The organism is Octadecabacter sp. SW4, from assembly GCF_008065155.1.
Taxonomy (GTDB): domain Bacteria; phylum Pseudomonadota; class Alphaproteobacteria; order Rhodobacterales; family Rhodobacteraceae; genus SW4.
In genome coordinates, this window is sequence record NZ_CP042819.1 from 2,697,054 (window position 1) to 2,715,339 (window position 18,286).

General features: G+C 60.8%; 15 protein-coding genes. 10 read left to right on the forward strand and 5 right to left on the reverse strand.

Annotated elements, in window-relative coordinates; all coding sequences use genetic code 11:
• Positions 1-19: 19 nt before the first annotated feature.
• From hisG to hisS, 3 genes are read right to left on the reverse strand one after another with little or no spacing between them, the layout of a single operon-like run.
• Positions 20-715, reverse strand: a complete 696-nt coding sequence (hisG, locus tag FTO60_RS13350; protein ID WP_148056422.1) for an ATP phosphoribosyltransferase — start codon at positions 713-715, stop codon at positions 20-22.
• Positions 712-1,806: an ATP phosphoribosyltransferase regulatory subunit gene (locus FTO60_RS13355; protein WP_148056423.1), complete on the reverse strand. Its 1,095-nt coding sequence runs from the start codon at positions 1,804-1,806 to the stop codon at positions 712-714. Before FTO60_RS13355 ends, hisG begins: the two co-directional genes overlap by 4 nt.
• A complete protein-coding gene (gene hisS, locus FTO60_RS13360; RefSeq protein WP_148056424.1) occupies positions 1,803-3,284 on the reverse strand; it encodes a histidine--tRNA ligase in 1,482 nt (493 codons plus the stop codon). Before hisS ends, FTO60_RS13355 begins: the two co-directional genes overlap by 4 nt.
• Before the next feature lie 111 nt (positions 3,285-3,395).
• On the opposite strand from hisS, the gene FTO60_RS13365 reads away from it, so the two are divergent.
• Positions 3,396-3,599, forward strand: a complete 204-nt coding sequence (locus FTO60_RS13365; protein WP_172623900.1) for a SlyX family protein — start codon at positions 3,396-3,398, stop codon at positions 3,597-3,599.
• Positions 3,600-3,604: 5 nt separating this feature from the next.
• Here the strand turns inward: FTO60_RS13365 and FTO60_RS13370 are convergent, their stop codons facing one another.
• The gene (locus FTO60_RS13370; RefSeq protein ID WP_148056425.1) at positions 3,605-4,465 is read right to left on the reverse strand and encodes a hypothetical protein; all 861 of its coding nucleotides are present in this window, start codon (positions 4,463-4,465) and stop codon (positions 3,605-3,607) included.
• Between the two features lie 94 nt (positions 4,466-4,559).
• Positions 4,560-8,063, reverse strand: coding sequence for a DNA polymerase III subunit alpha (gene dnaE, locus FTO60_RS13375; RefSeq protein WP_148057164.1), 3,504 nt, complete (start codon positions 8,061-8,063; stop codon positions 4,560-4,562).
• A 102-nt stretch (positions 8,064-8,165) separates the two neighbouring features.
• On the opposite strand from dnaE, the gene FTO60_RS13380 reads away from it, so the two are divergent.
• From FTO60_RS13380 to FTO60_RS13420, 9 genes are all read left to right on the forward strand, one after another.
• Positions 8,166-8,495 (forward strand): helix-turn-helix transcriptional regulator, encoded by a 330-nt coding sequence (locus FTO60_RS13380; protein ID WP_148056426.1) that lies wholly within the window; start codon positions 8,166-8,168, stop codon positions 8,493-8,495.
• Positions 8,492-8,983 (forward strand): SRPBCC domain-containing protein, encoded by a 492-nt coding sequence (locus tag FTO60_RS13385; protein WP_148056427.1) that lies wholly within the window; start codon positions 8,492-8,494, stop codon positions 8,981-8,983. The genes FTO60_RS13380 and FTO60_RS13385 overlap by 4 nt, the downstream gene beginning before the upstream one ends.
• 142 nt (positions 8,984-9,125) lie before the next feature.
• A complete protein-coding gene (locus FTO60_RS13390) occupies positions 9,126-10,481 on the forward strand; it encodes a xanthine dehydrogenase small subunit (protein WP_148056428.1) in 1,356 nt (451 codons plus the stop codon).
• Complete coding sequence (gene xdhB, locus FTO60_RS13395; RefSeq protein ID WP_148056429.1) at positions 10,478-12,853, forward strand: xanthine dehydrogenase molybdopterin binding subunit; 2,376 nt, start codon at positions 10,478-10,480, stop codon at positions 12,851-12,853. Before FTO60_RS13390 ends, xdhB begins: the two co-directional genes overlap by 4 nt.
• Positions 12,850-13,605, forward strand: a complete 756-nt coding sequence (gene xdhC, locus FTO60_RS13400; RefSeq protein ID WP_148056430.1) for a xanthine dehydrogenase accessory protein XdhC — start codon at positions 12,850-12,852, stop codon at positions 13,603-13,605. Before xdhB ends, xdhC begins: the two co-directional genes overlap by 4 nt.
• Positions 13,602-15,125: an ABC transporter ATP-binding protein gene (locus tag FTO60_RS13405; protein WP_148056431.1), complete on the forward strand. Its 1,524-nt coding sequence runs from the start codon at positions 13,602-13,604 to the stop codon at positions 15,123-15,125. The genes xdhC and FTO60_RS13405 overlap by 4 nt, the downstream gene beginning before the upstream one ends.
• Positions 15,112-16,215: an ABC transporter permease gene (locus FTO60_RS13410; RefSeq protein ID WP_148056432.1), complete on the forward strand. Its 1,104-nt coding sequence runs from the start codon at positions 15,112-15,114 to the stop codon at positions 16,213-16,215. The genes FTO60_RS13405 and FTO60_RS13410 overlap by 14 nt, the downstream gene beginning before the upstream one ends.
• 1 nt (position 16,216) lies before the next feature.
• The gene (locus FTO60_RS13415) at positions 16,217-17,122 is read left to right on the forward strand and encodes an ABC transporter permease (RefSeq protein ID WP_148056433.1); all 906 of its coding nucleotides are present in this window, start codon (positions 16,217-16,219) and stop codon (positions 17,120-17,122) included.
• Between the two features lie 58 nt (positions 17,123-17,180).
• Positions 17,181-18,263 (forward strand): BMP family ABC transporter substrate-binding protein, encoded by a 1,083-nt coding sequence (locus FTO60_RS13420; protein ID WP_148056434.1) that lies wholly within the window; start codon positions 17,181-17,183, stop codon positions 18,261-18,263.
• The last annotated feature ends 23 nt before the right edge of the window (positions 18,264-18,286 follow it).

Genomic DNA, 18,286 nt, shown 5'->3' on the forward strand with positions numbered 1-18,286 from the left:
ATTTATTGCCGAAGCGCGCTTAATCAATTGCAAGCAAAGTTGTTAGTTTCTTGAGCGTCCGACGATCATCCTCGCTCCACTCTGCGGTCCGGGACTTGAACAGGGTCGCCTGACTGGCGTGGATCATCCCGTCCGACAACACCTTGAGGAAATTCGCGCGCAGTGTTTCGCCGGTCGACGTGATATCGGCGATGGCCTCGGCCGTCTCGTTCTTGACGGTGCCTTCGGTCGCGCCCTGGCTATCCACCAGTTGATAATCGGCCACGCCGTTTTCGCGCAGAAAGTCCCGCACAAGGCGGTGGTATTTCGTGGCAATCCGCAGCCGAAAGCCGTGTTCGCGCCGGAATGCCGCCGCCGCCGCATCCAGATCATCAAGCGTATCCACATCAACCCAGGCCTGCGGCACGGCAATAATCAGATCAGCCCCGCCAAAACCCAGCAGCGCCAGTTCACGCACTCTTTGGTCCCAATTGGCCAGCTTTTCACGCACTAGGTCGGACCCCGTCACACCCAGATGGATACGGCCTGCCGCCAGTTCGCGCGGGATTTCACCGGCCGACAGAAGGACAAGCTCGACACCATCGATCCCGTCGACAACACCCGCATATTCACGTTCGGTTCCGGCCTTGCGCAGCGTCACGCCGCGCGCGCCAAACCACGCGAATGTCTTGTCCATCAACCGTCCCTTGGAGGGCACGCCAAGTTTGATCGTCATGCCCCACCTCGCAGTTGCACAACCAGTTCAGGCCGGATCACCGCGCCGACCGCAGGCACGCTACGCCCCTGCCCCAAAACCCGGGTCAGCGCGTCATAGCGCCCGCCCGTGGCGACAGGGGGCAGTTCGGGATGATCCGCGGCATAAAAGCCGAACACGAAACCATCGTAGTATTCCATCGAGGTGCGGCCATAGCTGCCCTCAAAAGCCAATGTATCAACATCAACACCACGCGCGTCCAATGCATCAAGGCGCGCCGAAAGACGGTCAACGGCGGGGCCAAGATGAGGCAGATCGACCGAAATATCGCGCAGGGCAACCAACACATGCGGCGCCGTTTCGCGCAACGACAGGATCGCATCGATCAGGGCGCGCTGTTCATCGGCGATAGGTGGTGTCGCGGCGTCGGTGCGCAGGGTTTCGATCCGCGCGGCCACCTCATCGCGGCGGCGCAAGCCGACCTCGACGCCCGCATTGGCGAAGGGGTCATCCGCGGCCAAAAGTGCCGCGCGACTGGCAGGGGTCTCGCTGCGCCCGCCAAAGCGATCCAGCAAGGTGCGAAACCGCGCGGGTCGCCAAAGGTGGCGCATCAGCGCCGCGCGCCGCGCCTCGGTTGTGGCCAACCCCTGCACTGCCGCCATCAACACACCGATGTCGCCCGTCACGGCGCGCAAATTCAACGGCGTCAGCGCATTGGCGATCACCGAAAACACCTCGGCATCACGCGCGGCAGCATCATTGGTCGCGAAAACCTCAAACCCTGCTTGCAGGTATTCTGTGGGGCGCGTTTCATCTACTTCCTGCTTGCGAAAAACCTCGCCCGTGTAGGAATAGCGTGCAGGTTCGGCCATGCTTTGCATATGCATCTGCACCACAGGCACTGTGAAATCAGGGCGCAGCATCTGTTCGCCGCGAAGGGGATCGGCGGTGACATAGGCGCGCGCGCGGATGTCCTCGCCATACAGATCCAGCAAGGTTTCCGCAGGCTGCAAAAGCGCCGTTTCAACCGGCACTGCCCCCGCATCGGCGAAATGCGCCATCAGGCGCGCGGCCTCGGCGCGGGCCGCAGATTTGGCGGCTGCTTCCCTCACCTGGCTTGGCTCTCAAGGATGTCGCGGACCTTTTCCACCAGGTCGCCGCGCGATACCTCGTATTGGTTCGTGCGCTCCTGCCATTCTTCAAGGGTCGCGTTTTCAGCGATCTGCGCCCCAAGGATCAGATCCTTGAGCTGCACCACCCCACGTTCCTTTTCGTCGCCCCCCTCGATCACGGCGATCGGGGAATTGCGGGTGTCGGCGTATTTCATCTGGTTGCCGAAGTTCTTGGGGTTACCCAAGTAAACCTCGGCGCGGATGCCCGCGTTGCGCAGTTCGGCGACCATCGCCTGATAGTCGGCCATACGGTCGCGATCCATGACGGTGACGACGACAGGGCCAGCCTGTTGCACGTCACTCCGGCCCTTGGCGGTGAGGGCAGCAAGCAGGCGATCCACACCGATGCTGACACCCGTCGCAGGCACTTCTTGCCCCGTAAAGCGTTTCACCAGATCGTCATAGCGCCCGCCCCCCGCGACTGATCCAAACTGGCGCGGACGGCCCTTTTCGTCGGTGATCTCAAACGTGAGTTCGGCTTCGTAAACAGGGCCGGTGTAATAGCCAAGGCCACGCACGACTGACGGGTCAATGACGATCCGGTCGGCACCGTAGCCGCCTGCGGCGAGGAGGTCGGCGATAGTTTCGAGTTCGGCAACCCCCGCTTCCCCGATCGCCGATCCGGCAACAAGTTCCCGCAAACGGGCGACTGTGTCAGCGCCAGTCGCGCGGCCGGCATCCATGAAGCCCATTACGACATGCGTTTGCGCCTCATTCAGCCCGGCACCCTTCGTAAAGTCCCCGCTCTCGTCCTTGCGCCCTTCGCCCAACAGTGCACGCACGCCGTCCACGCCAAGCCGATCCAGCTTGTCGATCGCGCGCAGCACGATGCCACGCGCGGTGGCTTTGTCGTCGCCGGACAGGCCCGCGACCTCAAGCACCCCATTCAGCACCTTGCGGTTATTCACCCGCACCACATAATCACCACGCTCGATCCCGACCGCTTCCAATGTATCGGCGAGCATCGCGCAAATTTCGGCATCAGCGGCCACGTTGCCGGACCCGACCGTATCCGCATCGCATTGATAGAACTGGCGAAACCGCCCCGGTCCGGGCTTTTCGTTGCGCCACACCGGACCCATCGCATAGCGGCGATAGGGCGTGGGCAAATCATTGCGGTGCTGCGCGAACACCCGCGCCAAGGGGGCGGTCAGATCATAGCGCAGGGCCAGCCAGTCATTGTCCTCTTCCCAGGCGAAGACGCCCTCGTTGGGGCGATCCACATCGGGCAGGAACTTGCCCAAGGCCTCGACCGTTTCAACTGCCGAGGTTTCCAAAGCATCGAACCCGTAGCGATGATAGACAGCCGCGATTTTTTCGAGCATCGCATTGCGCGCGGCAACTTCGCTCCCGAAATAGTCGCGAAAGCCCTTGGGCGTGATCGCCTTGGGGCGGGGCTGTTTCTTGTCCTTGGCCATACTGTCCTCGGGGTTCGATCATGTTGGGGCAGGCTTTAGCGCGCCAAGCGGGCAAGGGCAACGCAGCTTTGCCGATTGCCCCGCAGTTGCGCCCTGTGCTAACGCCATCCCATGACAGACATCACCCATCTTGAAGAACAGATCGCCCATCTGACCCGCACCGTCGATGACCTGTCGGAGATCGTTGCGCGGCAGGAAAAGGAACTGACTGTGCTGACCCGCCGGATGCACCTGGTGATGGAGCGCGAAGCCACGCGCGAGGTCGAAAGCGGCGGCACTGTGCCGTTGGCCGACGAACGCCCGCCGCACTGGTAGGGCAGCTAGCCCTCCTTGCGGTCCATCGCGACAACCTGGCCGTCATAGATCAGAATATCAGACCACGAGGTGTTGCCGCCAAATCGTTCGTAAACGGTCAGGAACAATGTGTCCTGCCCAAGCTGTCCGAGCCGCGATCCGCAGGGCTGGCCGTGTGGCACGCGGCAGACGCGGGCCTTGATCGCCTCATAGGCGTTGTCCACGTCCGAGTAAGCGATCTGTGCGTTGCTTTCCTGGTACCGCACGGCTTCGTGGGTGCCCGCGTCGCTGAACACCGCGACCGCAGCGGTAAACTGGCGCGGACAATTATCGGCAAAACCTGTGATGTAATGGGGGCGCGGCGCGGTGCTGTTGGGGATCGTATCATAGAGGCGGAACCCTGATGTGCGGGCAATTTCCGTGCCAAGGCTGCGGGTCGGCGTGTCACACGAACGTGCAATGGCCCCAAAATCCACAACCTCGCCGGGCGCAAGAAGTTGGGCGTCTGGCCCTGTTACAGCGGCGACTTCGGTAGCACCGCCACGTCCCCCAAACAGACCACCAAACAACCCGCGCCCTGCAGATTGTTGGGGAACTTCGGCGGCCGCAACTGCAACCTCTGCGGTGTCCACAGGTTCACTCGCGGCTTGTGCCGATTCTACGGCGGCAGCGACAGCGGTGTCTTCGGGTGATGCGCCGCGCCCCATCAGGCGCCCAAAAAGCCCGGGCGCCCGCGCCGCCTGTGCTGCGTCTTGGGGGCTTTCGCTCACCGCAGCAGCGGGGCCATCTGCCACCGCCACATCGCTGAGCCGGTCAACGTCGCGTAACGGATTGGCACAGGCTGCCAAAGTAATAAATGCAGCTAACAAAATGCCCTGTTTGATCATCGTGCCCGTTCCGTCCCGTTTTCTGTTTGTATTCGTTTAAACCGTTCGCCCGCCTGCGTCCATGCAATGGCGCGCTGTGGCGAATTTCTGCCGATCACAATTCCTGCACATCCAATACTCCACCCAGCGAACGCAGCGCGCCCTTGATTTGCGGGCTCACGGGAAATTCATCGTTAAGGGTGACATCAACTTCGCCCAGTTCGGCCGGGTCCAGCACACAAAAGGTGATCGGCCCACGCCCGCCTTTCACGCCGTTGCTCACGGCGTCCTGCAACACATTGGCAACCGAGGCGATCGCACCGACATCATCCAGAAACACGCGCAGGCCCGTCGCACCTGCATCGGCAATGCTTATGTCAATCGGGGCCACGCCACGGCACAGCAATTTCAGCTGCCCCTCTTCCATCGTCGCCTCGATCTGGGCCGTCACCAGCGCGCCGCCCTCAAGGTGGTCACGGCTGACATCAAGCGTGTCGGAAAACATGATGGCCTCGAATGGGCCAGTCGGGTCGGAAAACTGCACAAAGGCATAGCGGGTGCCGCGCGCATTCTTGCGCTCGGAGCGGCCTTCGACCTTGGCACCGACCTTCTTGATTGTCGCGCCGCGCTCCTCGGCTTCGGCGGTCAGTTCCTCGAATGTAACCGCCTTGGCGCGTTTCAGTGCGGCACGGTAGTCATCCAGTGGATGGCCGGACAGGTAAAAGCCGATGGCCTTGTATTCTTCGGACAGACGATCGTTTGGCAGCCAGTCCTCGGCGGGGGATAGGCGCGGTTCGGGCAGATCATCGCCCGCCTCGCCGAAAAGCGAGACCTGGTTGGAGTTCTTCTGATCATGGATCGCGGCGGAATACCCGACCAGCGCATCCAGGCTTTCAAACACGCGGCGACGGTTCGGGTCCAGAATGTCAAAGGCGCCGGCGCGCGCCAGCATTTCCATCGGGCGCTTGCCGACACGTTTCAGATCAACGCGGCGCGCCAGATCGAACAGGGTCGCGAAATCGCGCCCGTCACGGCCTTCGACGATCAGCCGCATCGCATCGACGCCCACATTTTTCAGCGCGCCGAGGCCATAGACCAGCTTGCCATCCACGACATCGAATGTGGCATTCGAGCGGTTCACGCAAGGCGGCACCCAGGGCAGCGCCAACCCCTTGCGGACCTCTTGGAAATAGACGGCCAGCTTGTCAGTCAGGTGAATATCGCAATTCATCACACCGGCCATGAATTCAACCGGATGATTGGCCTTGAGCCATGCGGTTTGATAGCTGACCACAGCATAGGCCGCCGCGTGGGATTTATTGAAACCGTAGTTGGCGAACTTGTCCAGAAGGTTCCAGACCTCGGTCGCCTTGGTCTTGTCGACGCCGTTTTTGGCCGACCCTTCAAGGAATTTCGGACGCTCGGCATCCATTGCAGCCTGAATTTTTTTGCCCATCGCACGGCGCAGCAAGTCAGCGCCGCCAAGGCTGTAGCCCGCCATTTCCTGGGCGATCTGCATCACCTGCTCTTGATAGACGATGATGCCCTGGGTTTCGTCCAGAATGTGATCAATCGTCGGGTGCAGCAATTCGCGCTCTGACAGTCCATTCTTGACCTCGCAGAACTTGGGAATATTCTCCATTGGGCCGGGGCGATAAAGGGCGACCAGCGCGATAATGTCTTCGATACAGTCCGGTTTCATGCGGCGCAGGGCGTCCATCATGCCGCTGGATTCCACCTGGAACACGGCGACCGTCTTGGCACTGGCATAAAGCTTGTAGGATGCCGCGTCGTCCAGCGGGATCGCGTTGATATCGTTCTCGGTGCCAGTCGCGGGCGCATACAATTGCGCGCCATCGGCGGCCATATGCAGGGGGCGGCCCGATTTGCGGATCAGATCAACCGCGTTCTGGATCACTGTCAGGGTCTTCAGGCCCAGAAAGTCGAATTTGACCAACCCCGCCTGTTCGACCCATTTCATGTTGAACTGTGTCGCGGGCATGTCCGAACGCGGATCCTGATAAAGCGGCACCAGTTCATCCAGCGGACGATCACCAATCACCACACCCGCAGCATGGGTGGAGGCATTGCGCAACAGCCCCTCAAGCTGCTGCCCGTAATCAAGCAGGCGCGCGACGACCTCTTCGTTCTTGGCCTCTTCGCGCAGGCGCGGCTCGTCCGCCAGCGCCTTTTCGATACTGACGGGTTTGACCCCTTCGACGGGGATCATCTTTGAGAGGCGATCCACCTGCCCATATGGCATCTGCAAGACGCGGCCCACATCGCGCACCGCAGCCTTAGACAGCAGCGCGCCGAATGTGATGATCTGGCCAACCTTGTCGCGCCCGTATTTTTCCTGGACGTAGCGGATCACCTCCTCGCGGCGATCCATGCAAAAGTCGATGTCAAAGTCGGGCATCGACACACGTTCGGGGTTCAGGAAGCGTTCAAACAGCAGCGAATAGCGCAGCGGATCAAGGTCGGTGATCGTCAACGCATAGGCCACAAGGCTACCCGCTCCCGATCCGCGCCCGGGGCCGACAGGAATATCGTGGTCTTTGGACCATTTGATGAAATCGGCCACGATCAGGAAGTAGCCAGGAAATCCCATGCCTTCAATAATCTCAAGCTCGAAATCAAGGCGTTTCTGGTATTCTTCCACGCTTGCTGCATGGGGGATCACCGCCAGGCGCGCCTGCAATCCGGCGTTGGCCTGACGGCGCAATTCCTCGATCTCATCATCGGCGAACTTGGGCAGGATCGGATCGCGTGTATAGGTGCGAAACGCGCAGCGGCGGGCGATTTCAACTGTGTTCTCCAGCGCCTCGGGGAGGTCGGCGAACAGGGTCGCCATTTCCTGCTGGGACTTGAAATAGTGCTGCGGCGTCAACCGGCGGCGCGGTTCCTGCTGGTCCACATAGGCCCCGTCCGCGATGCACAGCAATGCGTCATGTGCCTCGTAAATCTGCGCTTTGGGGAAATAGACATCGTTGGTCGCAACCAGCGGAATATCCATTGCATAGGCCATTTCCACGTGGCCCTGTTCGGACAGTTTTTCAGCCTCGGGCAACCCGCCGTCTTCGGGGTGGCGCTGTAATTCCATGTAAAGACGGTCGCCGTAAATCGCCTTGAGACGTGTCACCAGGGCGTCGGCAGCGGGGCGTTGACCGTTGCGCAAGAGCCGCCCGACAGGCCCGTCTGGCCCACCCGTAAGACAAATCAGCCCCGTCGCATGGCGCTCCAGATCGTCAGGCGTGACCTGCGGCAGCTCCCCGCCCTTGTCAATATAAGCGGCCGAGTTGAGCTTCATCAGGTTCATGTAGCCCGCTTCGTTCTGGGCCAGCAAAACCACGGGCGCAGGCGCTTCGGGGCGCTTGCCCGCCTCGGTCGCAATGTAAGCCAGATCCATCTGACAACCGATGATCGGCTGCACGCCTTCACGCGCCGCCGTTTCGGAAAATTCGAGCGCGCAGAACATGTTGTTGGTATCAGTAACCGCCACGGCAGGCATGCCGACGGCGGCGGCAATACCGGCGATTTTCTTGACCGGAACGGCCCCCTCCAACAGGGAATATTCCGTATGCGTGCGCAGGTGAATGAATCGGGGGGCTTCGGTCATGGCGCCACCATAGGCAGGCGCGCGCGCGGGGTGAAGCGGGTAATACTTAGTCATGCTGCTAAGTATATTGACAGACCGCCCCACACCCGCGATGCTGCCCCTATGCCATCACAGATTGACACATGCTTTGCGGCCCTTTCCGATCCGACCCGCCGCGCAGTGGTGGAACGGCTGGTGGCTGGCCCCGCCAGCGTCAGCGACCTTGCCGCGCCGCACGATATTGCCCTCCCGACCTTCATGCGCCACCTGCGTGTGCTGGAAAACTGCGGGCTGGTGCGGTCCATCAAAAAGGGGCGCGTGCGCACCTGCCACATCGAAGCCGCCCCGCTGATGGAAGTGCAAGGCTGGCTTGAATGGCAGCGCACCGTCTGGGAGCAACGGCTGGACCAGCTCGCGGCGTTGGCCGAAGGCATTGAAGGGAACACACAATGACCAAAGGCTTGACCCTGACGATCTCCCGCCAGATCAACGCCACCCCGCAGATCGTCTGGCGCTGCCTGACAGAGCCTGATTTGCTGATGCAATGGTTCGCCCCAAAACCGGTCGAAATTACCGAGGCCGAAGTTGATGCGACCCCTGGGGGTGTCTTTCACATCGTCATGAAAGTGCCTGAGCACGGCGAAATGCGCGGACCGTCAGGTTGTGTCCTGCTGACCGAATCGCACACCCGCCTGGTGTGGACAGCCGCCCTTGGCCCTGGCTTTGTTCCCAACCCGCCCCACACCAATGCGGACGATTTTTATATGACCGCCGATATACGTCTTGAGGCCCGTGATGGTGGCTGTTTCTACACAGCGCACGCCCTGCATGCCACACCCCAAGCCGTTGCCGCGCATGAAAGAATGGGCTTCCATAATGGGTGGGGAACAGCGGCGGAGCAGCTTGCCGAACTGGCAGCACATTATCAAAATTTAGCTTAAAGTCCCCCTGAAATAAAAAAGCTTGCCAGAATGTTCCCCAGCCGCTTTTCTGACAAGACCAACAGGGGGCGCGTTTTCTACGCCGCATCGATGACGCATCAGCCCTAACAAAAACAAATTCGGTATCGCGGTTGGAATTCACATGAAGACCACGTTTCTTCTCAACGGAGAGACTGTGCGCGTTGACACCGATCCAACGCGGACCTTGTTAGACTGGCTGCGTGAAAACCGCGGCCTCACCGGCACCAAGGAAGGCTGCAACGAAGGCGATTGCGGGGCGTGCACGGTGATGGTCACGGACGGCGATGGGGCCAAGGCCCTGAACGCCTGCATCCTGTTCATGCCGCAACTTCACGGCAAAGCGGTGCGCACCGTCGAAGGGGTCAGCGGCCCCGATGGCGCACTGCATCCGGTGCAATCTGCGATGATCGAAAACCACGGCAGCCAGTGCGGTTTCTGCACGCCCGGTTTCGTGGTCTCGATGGCCGTGGGTCACGCCAACGGGCAAACGGATCACGACAATATGCTGGCCGGGAACCTGTGTCGTTGCACCGGCTACGCACCGATCATCCGCGCCGCCAGATCCGCCGAAAGCGCGCCGGTGCCTGTCTGGATGAATGACACGGCACCAAGCGTTGATCCGGCCCCTTTTGCACCCGAAACGACCGATGAACTGGCGGCGTGGTATTGGGAACACCCCGATGGCACGCTTGTGGCAGGGGCCACGGATGTGGGCCTTTGGGTCACCAAACAATTCCGCGATCTGGGCGAAGTTGCCTTTCTGAACCGCTGCGCCGACCTGCGCGGGATCACCCGCGACACCGACACGATCCGCATTGGCGCGATGACCACCATGACCGATGTGCTGGCCGCAATGCGCAATACGCATTCCAGCTACGCCGAGATGATCCGACGCTATGGCAGTCAACAAGTGCGCAACGCCGCAACCATTGGCGGCAATATCGCCAACGGATCACCCATCGGGGATAACCCGCCCGCGCTGATTGCCTTGGACGCCATATTGCACCTTCGGCGCGGCGATCAGCGGCGCGATCTGCCCATCGCGGATTTCTTCATCGACTATGGCAAACAGGACCGCCAGCCCGGTGAATTTGTCGAGGCTGTGACGATTCCAGCCAGCGCCCCTGCCCTGCGCTGCTACAAAATCTCGAAACGGTTTGATCAGGATATTTCCGCGATCTGCGGCTGTTTCAACGTGACCGTCACAGGTGACACGGTAACGCAGGCGCGCATCGCGTTCGGCGGCATGGCCGGCACCCCCAAACGCGCCGCCGCTGTCGAGAACGCTTTGACCGGCAAACCCTGGACCGATGAAACGGTGCAGGCAGCTATGACAAAGATGCGGGATGATTTCACGCCGCTCTCCGATATGCGTGCCAGCGCCGACTATCGCCTCGTCACGGCGGAAAACCTGCTGCTGCGTTATTTCCATGACCTGTCAGGCCAAGGCACCAGCGTATTGGAGGTCTCGGCATGAGTGTTGCAAAACCCCTGCCCCATGACGCCGCGCAGCTGCATGTCACCGGGCAAGCCCGCTATGTGGACGATATTCCAGCACCCGCTGGCACCTTGCATCTGGCCTTTGGCACATCGGATGTGGCCTGCGGCACGATCACGGCGATGGACCTGTCGGACGTGCACGCGGCAGCTGGCGTCATCGCAGTGCTGACTGCGGATGACCTGCCCTTTGACAACGATGTATCGCCCAGCGCCCATGACGAACCGCTGCTGTCCAACGGAACTGTGCACTATATCGGCCAACCGCTGTTTCTGGTGGTCGCCACCTCGCACCTTGCCGCACGGCAGGCCGCCCGGCTCGGCAAGCGCGACATCGAAACAGGCACACCGATCCTCACGATCGAGGCGGCAATGGCCGCAAACAGCCGCTTTGAAGATGGCCCACGCATCTACAGCAAGGGCGATGTGGACGCCGCCTTGGCCACTGCCCCGCATCGGCTGCAGGGGCGCATCGACATGGGCGGGCAGGAACACTTTTACCTTGAAGGACAGGCCGCGATGGCCCTGCCGCAAGAAGGCGGCGATATGCTGGTCCATTCCAGCACCCAGCACCCGACGGAAATTCAGCACAAGGTGGCCGAGGCGATTGGCAAACCGATGCACGCCGTCCGGGTCGAAACCCGCCGGATGGGCGGTGGTTTCGGCGGCAAGGAAAGCCAGGGCAACGCATTGGCTGTGGCCTGCGCCGTTGCGGCGCGGCTGACGGGCAAGCCCTGCAAGATGCGCTATGACCGCGACGACGATATGATGATCACCGGCAAGCGCCATGATTTCCGCATTGATTATGACGTGGGCTATGACGGCAAAGGCCGCCTGACAGGCGTGGATTTCACCCAATACACGCGCTGTGGCTGGGCACTGGATTTGTCCCTGCCCGTGGCTGATCGTGCGATGCTGCATGCTGACAACGCTTATCTCTTGCCCGCCGCGCGCATCACCTCGCATCGGCTGAAAACCAACACCCAAAGCGCCACCGCCTTTCGCGGGTTTGGCGGCCCGCAGGGCGTATTGGGGATTGAACGGGTCATCGACCATGTCGCACACGCGCTGGGGATGGACCCCGCCGAGGTGCGGCGCGTCAATTATTACGACGCGATGGTTGCGGGGGCGGATGCCTCCGGCGGAAGTTATTTGGGAAGAAAAAGCGCAGGGGTGGGCAAGCGTTTCGGCGGCACGCATTCACCAAAGGCGGCCCCAAACGACAATACCACCCCCTATGACATGGAGGTCACCGACTTCATCCTGCACGAGATGACGGATGCCCTATTGCAAAAGGCCGGTTACGCGGCGCGGCGCACGGCCGTAGAGGCATGGAATGCCGACAATCCGCTGTTGAAAAAGGGCTTGGCCTTTAGCCCTGTGAAGTTCGGGATTTCCTTTACCTTGACTCACCTTAATCAGGCGGGTGCCCTGGTGCATGTCTATCAAGACGGATCCATTCACCTGAACCATGGCGGCACCGAAATGGGGCAGGGGTTGTTCCAGAAGGTCGCGCAGGTTGCCGCAAGCCGCTTTGGCGTCGATATGTCGGCGATCAAGATCACCGCGACCGATACTGAGAAGGTGCCAAACACATCGGCCACGGCGGCCAGTTCGGGGTCTGATCTGAACGGGATGGCCGTCAAGGCCGCCTGCGACACAATCCGCGACCGGATCGCGGCCTGTGTTGCCGGTTTGCACGATGTCGCCCCTGAAGATGTCGTGTTCAGGGATGGACAGGTGCAGGCAGGCGCGGCGTCAATGACATTCGCCCAAGCGGCGCAAGCGGCCTATGTGAACCGTGTCAGTCTAAGTGCTACAGGGTTTTACAAGACACCCGACCTGGCCTGGGACCGGATCGCCGGCAAGGGCCGCCCGTTCTTTTACTTTGCCTACGGTGCTGCATTGACCGAAGTGGTGATCGATACGCTGACCGGTGAAAATCGCATCCTGCGCGCGGATATCCTGCATGACGCAGGTGCCTCGCTGAACCCTGATCTGGACATTGGCCAGATCGAAGGGGGTTATGTGCAAGGGGCCGGTTGGTTGACGACTGAGGAACTGGTTTGGGATGAAAGCGGGCGTTTGCGCACCCATGCGCCCTCGACCTATAAAATCCCCGCCTGTTCGGACCGCCCCGACGTGTTCAACGTGTCCCTGTGGGATGGCATAAATCCGGCCGATACGATCTATCGTTCAAAAGCTGTGGGCGAGCCACCGTTCATGTTGGGGGTATCGGCCTTTCTCGCCTTGTCGGACGCGGTCGCGGCCTGCGGCCCCGCCTATCCCGATTTGCACGCCCCTGCCACTGCCGAACAAATACTGGCCGCAATTGCACGGGCACACAGGTGAGCGATTTCATCCGCATCACGGTTACCCGCACCGCCGGGTCAGCGCCGCGTGATGCGGACACGACAATGACCGTATGGGGAAATGGCCAGAGCGGCACGATTGGCGGCGGAGCTCTGGAATGGGAGGCAACCCAAGTGGCGCGCCGTATGTTGCGCGAAGGGCGCAAAACCTTGTCGCGCACGGTGCCGCTTGGCCCCGAACTGGGTCAGTGCTGCGGCGGGTCGGTCACCCTTGTGTGGGCATTAAATGCCGCCGAAGTCTCGCCACAGGCATCACCCCTGTGGATCTGGGGCGCGGGGCATGTGGGACGCGCGATTGTCAGCGTGATGGCCCCCCTGCCCGACTTTGAGATCACCTGGATCGACACGGGGCCCGACCGCTTTCCTGACAGTATCGCTGATGGTGTCACCCGCTTGCCAACTGCCGATATGCCGCGCCTTGCCAGTCACGCACCGGTCGATGCCACGCACCTGATCCTGACCTATAGCCACGAGATTGATCTGGCCCTTTGCCATGCGCTGTTGACACGCGGATTTGCCGGGGCGGGGATGATCGGCTCGGCCACGAAATGGGCGCGGTTCCGTTCACGCCTTGCCAAACTGGGCCACACGAACGCTCAAATATCGCGCATCGCCTGTCCGATCGGGCAGCCCGAATTGGGAAAACACCCGACAGCAATTGCTATCGGCGTTGCAACCGCATTATTGAAACAAGCGGATCAGTCTGTCCAGCAGGGGGAAACGGCCGGATGAGCAATTTATTATTACAACTCAATGGGCTGACCAAGGCTTACCCGGGTGTTGTGGCCAACAAGAACGTGACATTCGATATCCGCAAGGGCGAAGTTCACGCACTGTTGGGCGAGAACGGCGCGGGCAAATCAACACTTGTGAAAACCATATACGGTCTGGTGCATCCCGACAGCGGAACGATGACACTGGAAGATGCGCCCTATCGGCCTGCCGATCCGCGCGCGGCGCGCAATTCCGGCGTCGCGATGGTGTTTCAGCATTTTTCCTTGTTTGATGCACTGAATGTCGCTGAAAATATCGCCCTCGGCATGGAAAACCCGCCGTCGCAACGCGACCTCGCGGCCAAGATAACCGAGGTGTCCGAGCTATATGGCCTGCCCCTTGATCCCGCGCGGATCGTTGGCGACCTGAGCGCGGGCGAACGTCAGCGGGTCGAGATCATTCGCTGTCTGCTGCAAGACCCCAAGCTGTTGATCATGGACGAACCCACCAGCGTGCTGACCCCGCAAGAAGTCGATATTCTATTTGAAACGTTGAATAAATTGCGCTCTGAGGGCACGGCAATCCTGTATATCTCGCACAAGCTCGAGGAGATTCGCACACTGTGCGATCATGCCACGATCTTGCGTCTGGGCGAGGTCGTGGGCACCTGCGTGCCTGCTGAAACCCTTGCGCGCGACATGGCCGAACTGATGGTCGGCGGGACGCTGCATGTGCCCGAACGCGCAGCACCCCACGCTGGCGATGTCGTGCTGTCCCTCAAGGGGCTGAACGCGCGCGCACCATCTGAATTTGGCACGGCGTTGCGCAACATCAATCTTGACGTCCGGCGTGGCGAGGTTCTGGGCATCGGCGGTGTCGCAGGCAATGGCCAAGATGAACTGTTGCTGGCCTTGTCCGGTGAAATGCCCACCGCTGCGGGAATGGTCAGTTTTCACGGTCAGGATATTAGCCAGATGCGCCCCAACGCCCGCCGCGCCCTTGGCTTGCTGGCAGCCCCCGAAGAACGGATGGGCCACGCAGCCGCCCCGGATATGACCCTGATCGAGAATGGTTTTTTGACCGGAGATACCCGAATGGGCCTGTCCAAGAATGGTTTTTTGCAGCGCGCCAAAACACGGGCCTTTGCCGAAAAGGTCATCCAGGCATTCGACGTGCGCACGCCGGGGCCAGACAACGCCGCCCGCTCGCTTTCGGGCGGGAACCTTCAGAAATTCGTCATCGGGCGCGAGATTTTGCAAGACCCCGAGGTGCTGATCGTGAACCAGCCCACATGGGGCGTCGATGCAGCCGCAGCCGCGTCGATCCGCCAGGCCCTGCTTGATCTGGCCGCCAAAGGGTCGGCGGTGATCTGCATTTCCCAGGATTTGGATGAACTCATGGAGGTCTCTGACCGCTTTGCCGCCCTGAACGGTGGCGCGCTGTCTGACCCACGCCCCGCGCAGGGGCTAACGGTTGACGAAATCGGCCTGATGTTGGGCGGCGCGCATGATATGGAGGTGGCCCATGTTGAGGCTTGAAAAACGACCCCAGCCATCAAAGGTCTGGATCTATGCCTCGCCGCTCTTGGCCGTCGTGATTACCATCCTGCTGGGTGGCGTGTTGTTCTGGCTGCTGGGCAAAGACCCTGTCGCCGCAACACGTATGATCTTCTGGGATCCGATTTTCGGTGATTTTGCCGCCTTTTACCTACCTGAACTGCTGATCAAGGCCGCGCCGTTGATCCTGATCGCGATTGGCCTGTCATTCGGCTTTCAGGCGGGCATCTGGAACATCGGCGCCGAGGGGCAGTATATCATCGGCGCGATCTGCGCGGCGGGCGTCGCGCTGGCGTTTTATCCGCTTGATGCCCGTTGGCTGATCTTCCCGTTGATGATTGTCGCGGGCATCGCGGGCGGGGTCGTATGGGCGCTGATCCCGGCCCTGCTGCGGGTCTATTTCAAGACAAACGAGATTCTAGTGTCACTAATGCTGGTCTATGTCGCCGAGGTGCTGATCAACGCTTTTTCCGTCGGCCTGCTGCGCAATCCTGATGGTATGGGCTTTCCCGGCAGCCGCAGCCTGAAACAGTATCCCGCGGCGCATAACGGTGACTTGTTTCCCAACCTCGGGTCGTTTGGGTCGGGCATCCATTGGGGCGTGATTACGGCGATCTTTGCGGTGATTGTTGCATATGTTTTCCTGACACGGCACCGCTTCGGGTTCAACGTGCGTCTGGCCGGGCAAAGCCCGCGGGCAGCCGCCTTTTCCGGTGTGAACCCGAACCGCCTGGTGATCCTGTGCATGGTGCTGTCGGGTGGTCTGGCCGGCATCGCCGGCATGTTCGAAGTCGCGGGGCCATCGGGCCAGATCCTGGGATCGTTCCCCGCCTATTACGGTTTTACGGCGATCATCGTCGCCTTCCTTGGCCGCTTGCACCCCATCGGGGTAATGTTGGCAGGCCTGCTCATGGCCCTGACCTATATCGGCGGTGACGCGGCCTTGCAGCCGCTGCAACTCCCCTCGGCCTCCATTCAGGTCTTTCAGGGGATGCTGCTGTTCTCGCTTTTGTCAGTCGATGTGCTGACCAATTATCGCGTGCGGGTAACCGCTGGAAAGGTGGTGGCTTAAGATGGATATCAATCCGATCTTTCTCTTGGCGGCGGTGATCGTCGCATCAACCCCGATCCTGCTGGCCGCGATCGGCGAGCTGGTCGTCGAACGCGCAGGTGTGCTGAACCTTGGGGTTGAAGGCATGATGATTACCGGCGCGGTCTGCGGGTATATCGTGGGGCACGAAACGTCCTCGGCCTTTGCCGGTTTTCTGGGGGCCGCCGCAGGCGGGGCCGCAGTGGCCGCGATATTTGGCGTGCTGACGCTTGTTTTGTTGACCAATCAGGTCGCCACGGGCCTTGCGCTGACGTTGTTTGGCGTCGGGCTCGCGGCGATGGTCGGACAAGGCTACACCACCGACACCGAAGTATTGGTGCCGAAACTGGCGATCCCGCTACTGTCGGACATACCTGCGCTGGGACATATCCTGTTCAATCACGATCTGGTGGTCTACGCCTCGATTGCGCTGGTCGTCGCGGTCGGGGCATTCCTGCGCTACACGCGCGGCGGGATGATCCTGCGCGCCGTTGGTGAAAACCACGAGGCGGCCCATGCGCTGGGTTACAACGTCCGCCTGATCCGTTTTGGGGCAATCCTGTTTGGCGGGGCCTGCGCGGGTCTTGGCGGGGCCTATATCAGCCTTGTGCGCGTGCCACAGTGGACCGATGGAATCACTGCGGGCGCAGGCTGGATCGCATTGGCGATCGTTGTCTTTGCTGGCTGGAAACCGGGCCGTTTGGTTGTCGGTGCCTATCTTTTTGGCGGTGTCACCGCCTTGCAGTTGAACTTGCAGGCGACGGGGCTTGCCATCCCCGTAGAATACCTTTCCATGTCACCGTATATTGCCACGATCCTTGTTCTGGTGCTGCTGTCGGGCAGCCGGGGGCCGGGATCGCTGGGCAAAACTTTCCACGCGTCGCGCTAATGCGCGGGGCCAATACCGCCGGGTCTGCTACCGGTCCAACACTTGGGAGACTATCAATATGAAACGTAGAACACTGCTTGCATCCGGTGCCGCCGCTGCACTCGCGACAGCCTTTGGCGCGCCGCTGCGCGCGCAGGAGAAAACCAAGGTCGGCTTTATTTATGTCGGTCCGATCAACGATGGCGGCTGGACCCAGTATCACCACCATTCAGCCCTCGAAATGGTCACTTATTTCGGCGATGCTGTTGAGCTGGTGTATCAGGAATCCGTGCCCGAAGGCCCCGATGCCGAACGTGCGATCACCCAGATGGCCCTTGGCGGTGCCGACATCATCTTTACGACCTCGTTTGGTTTCATGGATCCAACGATCAACGTTGCGGCCAAGTTCCCGAATGTGAAATTTGAACATGCGACCGGCTACAAATCGGCTGAAAACGTTTCCACCTATTCGGCGCGTTTCTACGAAGGGCGCGCCATTCAGGGGCACCTCACCGGCAAGATGACCAAAACCAACAAGGTGGGCTATATCGCATCCGTGCCGATCCCCGAAGTTGTGCGCGGCATTAACTCGGCCTATCTGCATGCCTCCAAGGTGAACCCGGATGTAGAGTTCAAGATCATCTGGATCTTTGAATGGCTGAACCCCGCCAAGGAAGCCGATGCGGCCAAGGCGCTGATCGAACAGGGCTGCGATGTGATCCTGCAACATACCGATTCCACGGCACCCCACGCAGCGGCCAAGGAAGCGGGTGGCGTTTACACCTTTGGTCAGGCAGCGGATATGGCGGAATATGCACCGATGCCGCGGATCAGTTCGATCATCGACAACTGGGCACCCTACTACATCGAACGTGTGCAAGCGGTCATGGATGGCACTTGGGAAACGTCGAACCGCTGGGACGGCATCGGCACTGGCATGGTCGGTATCGGCGAGATTTCCGACGTGGTGCCAGCAGACGTCAAAGCCGAAGCCGAAGCCATGCGCGATGCAATCGCCGATGGCAGCTACCACCCGTTCACGGGGCCGATCAACAAGCAGGATGGTTCCGTCTGGCTGGCCGAGGGCGAGATTGCCGATGATGGTGCGCTTGCCGGTCTGAACTTCTATGTCGAAGGTGTGGACGGCGACATTCCATCCTAACCCTTTGCAAGACGACACGCGAA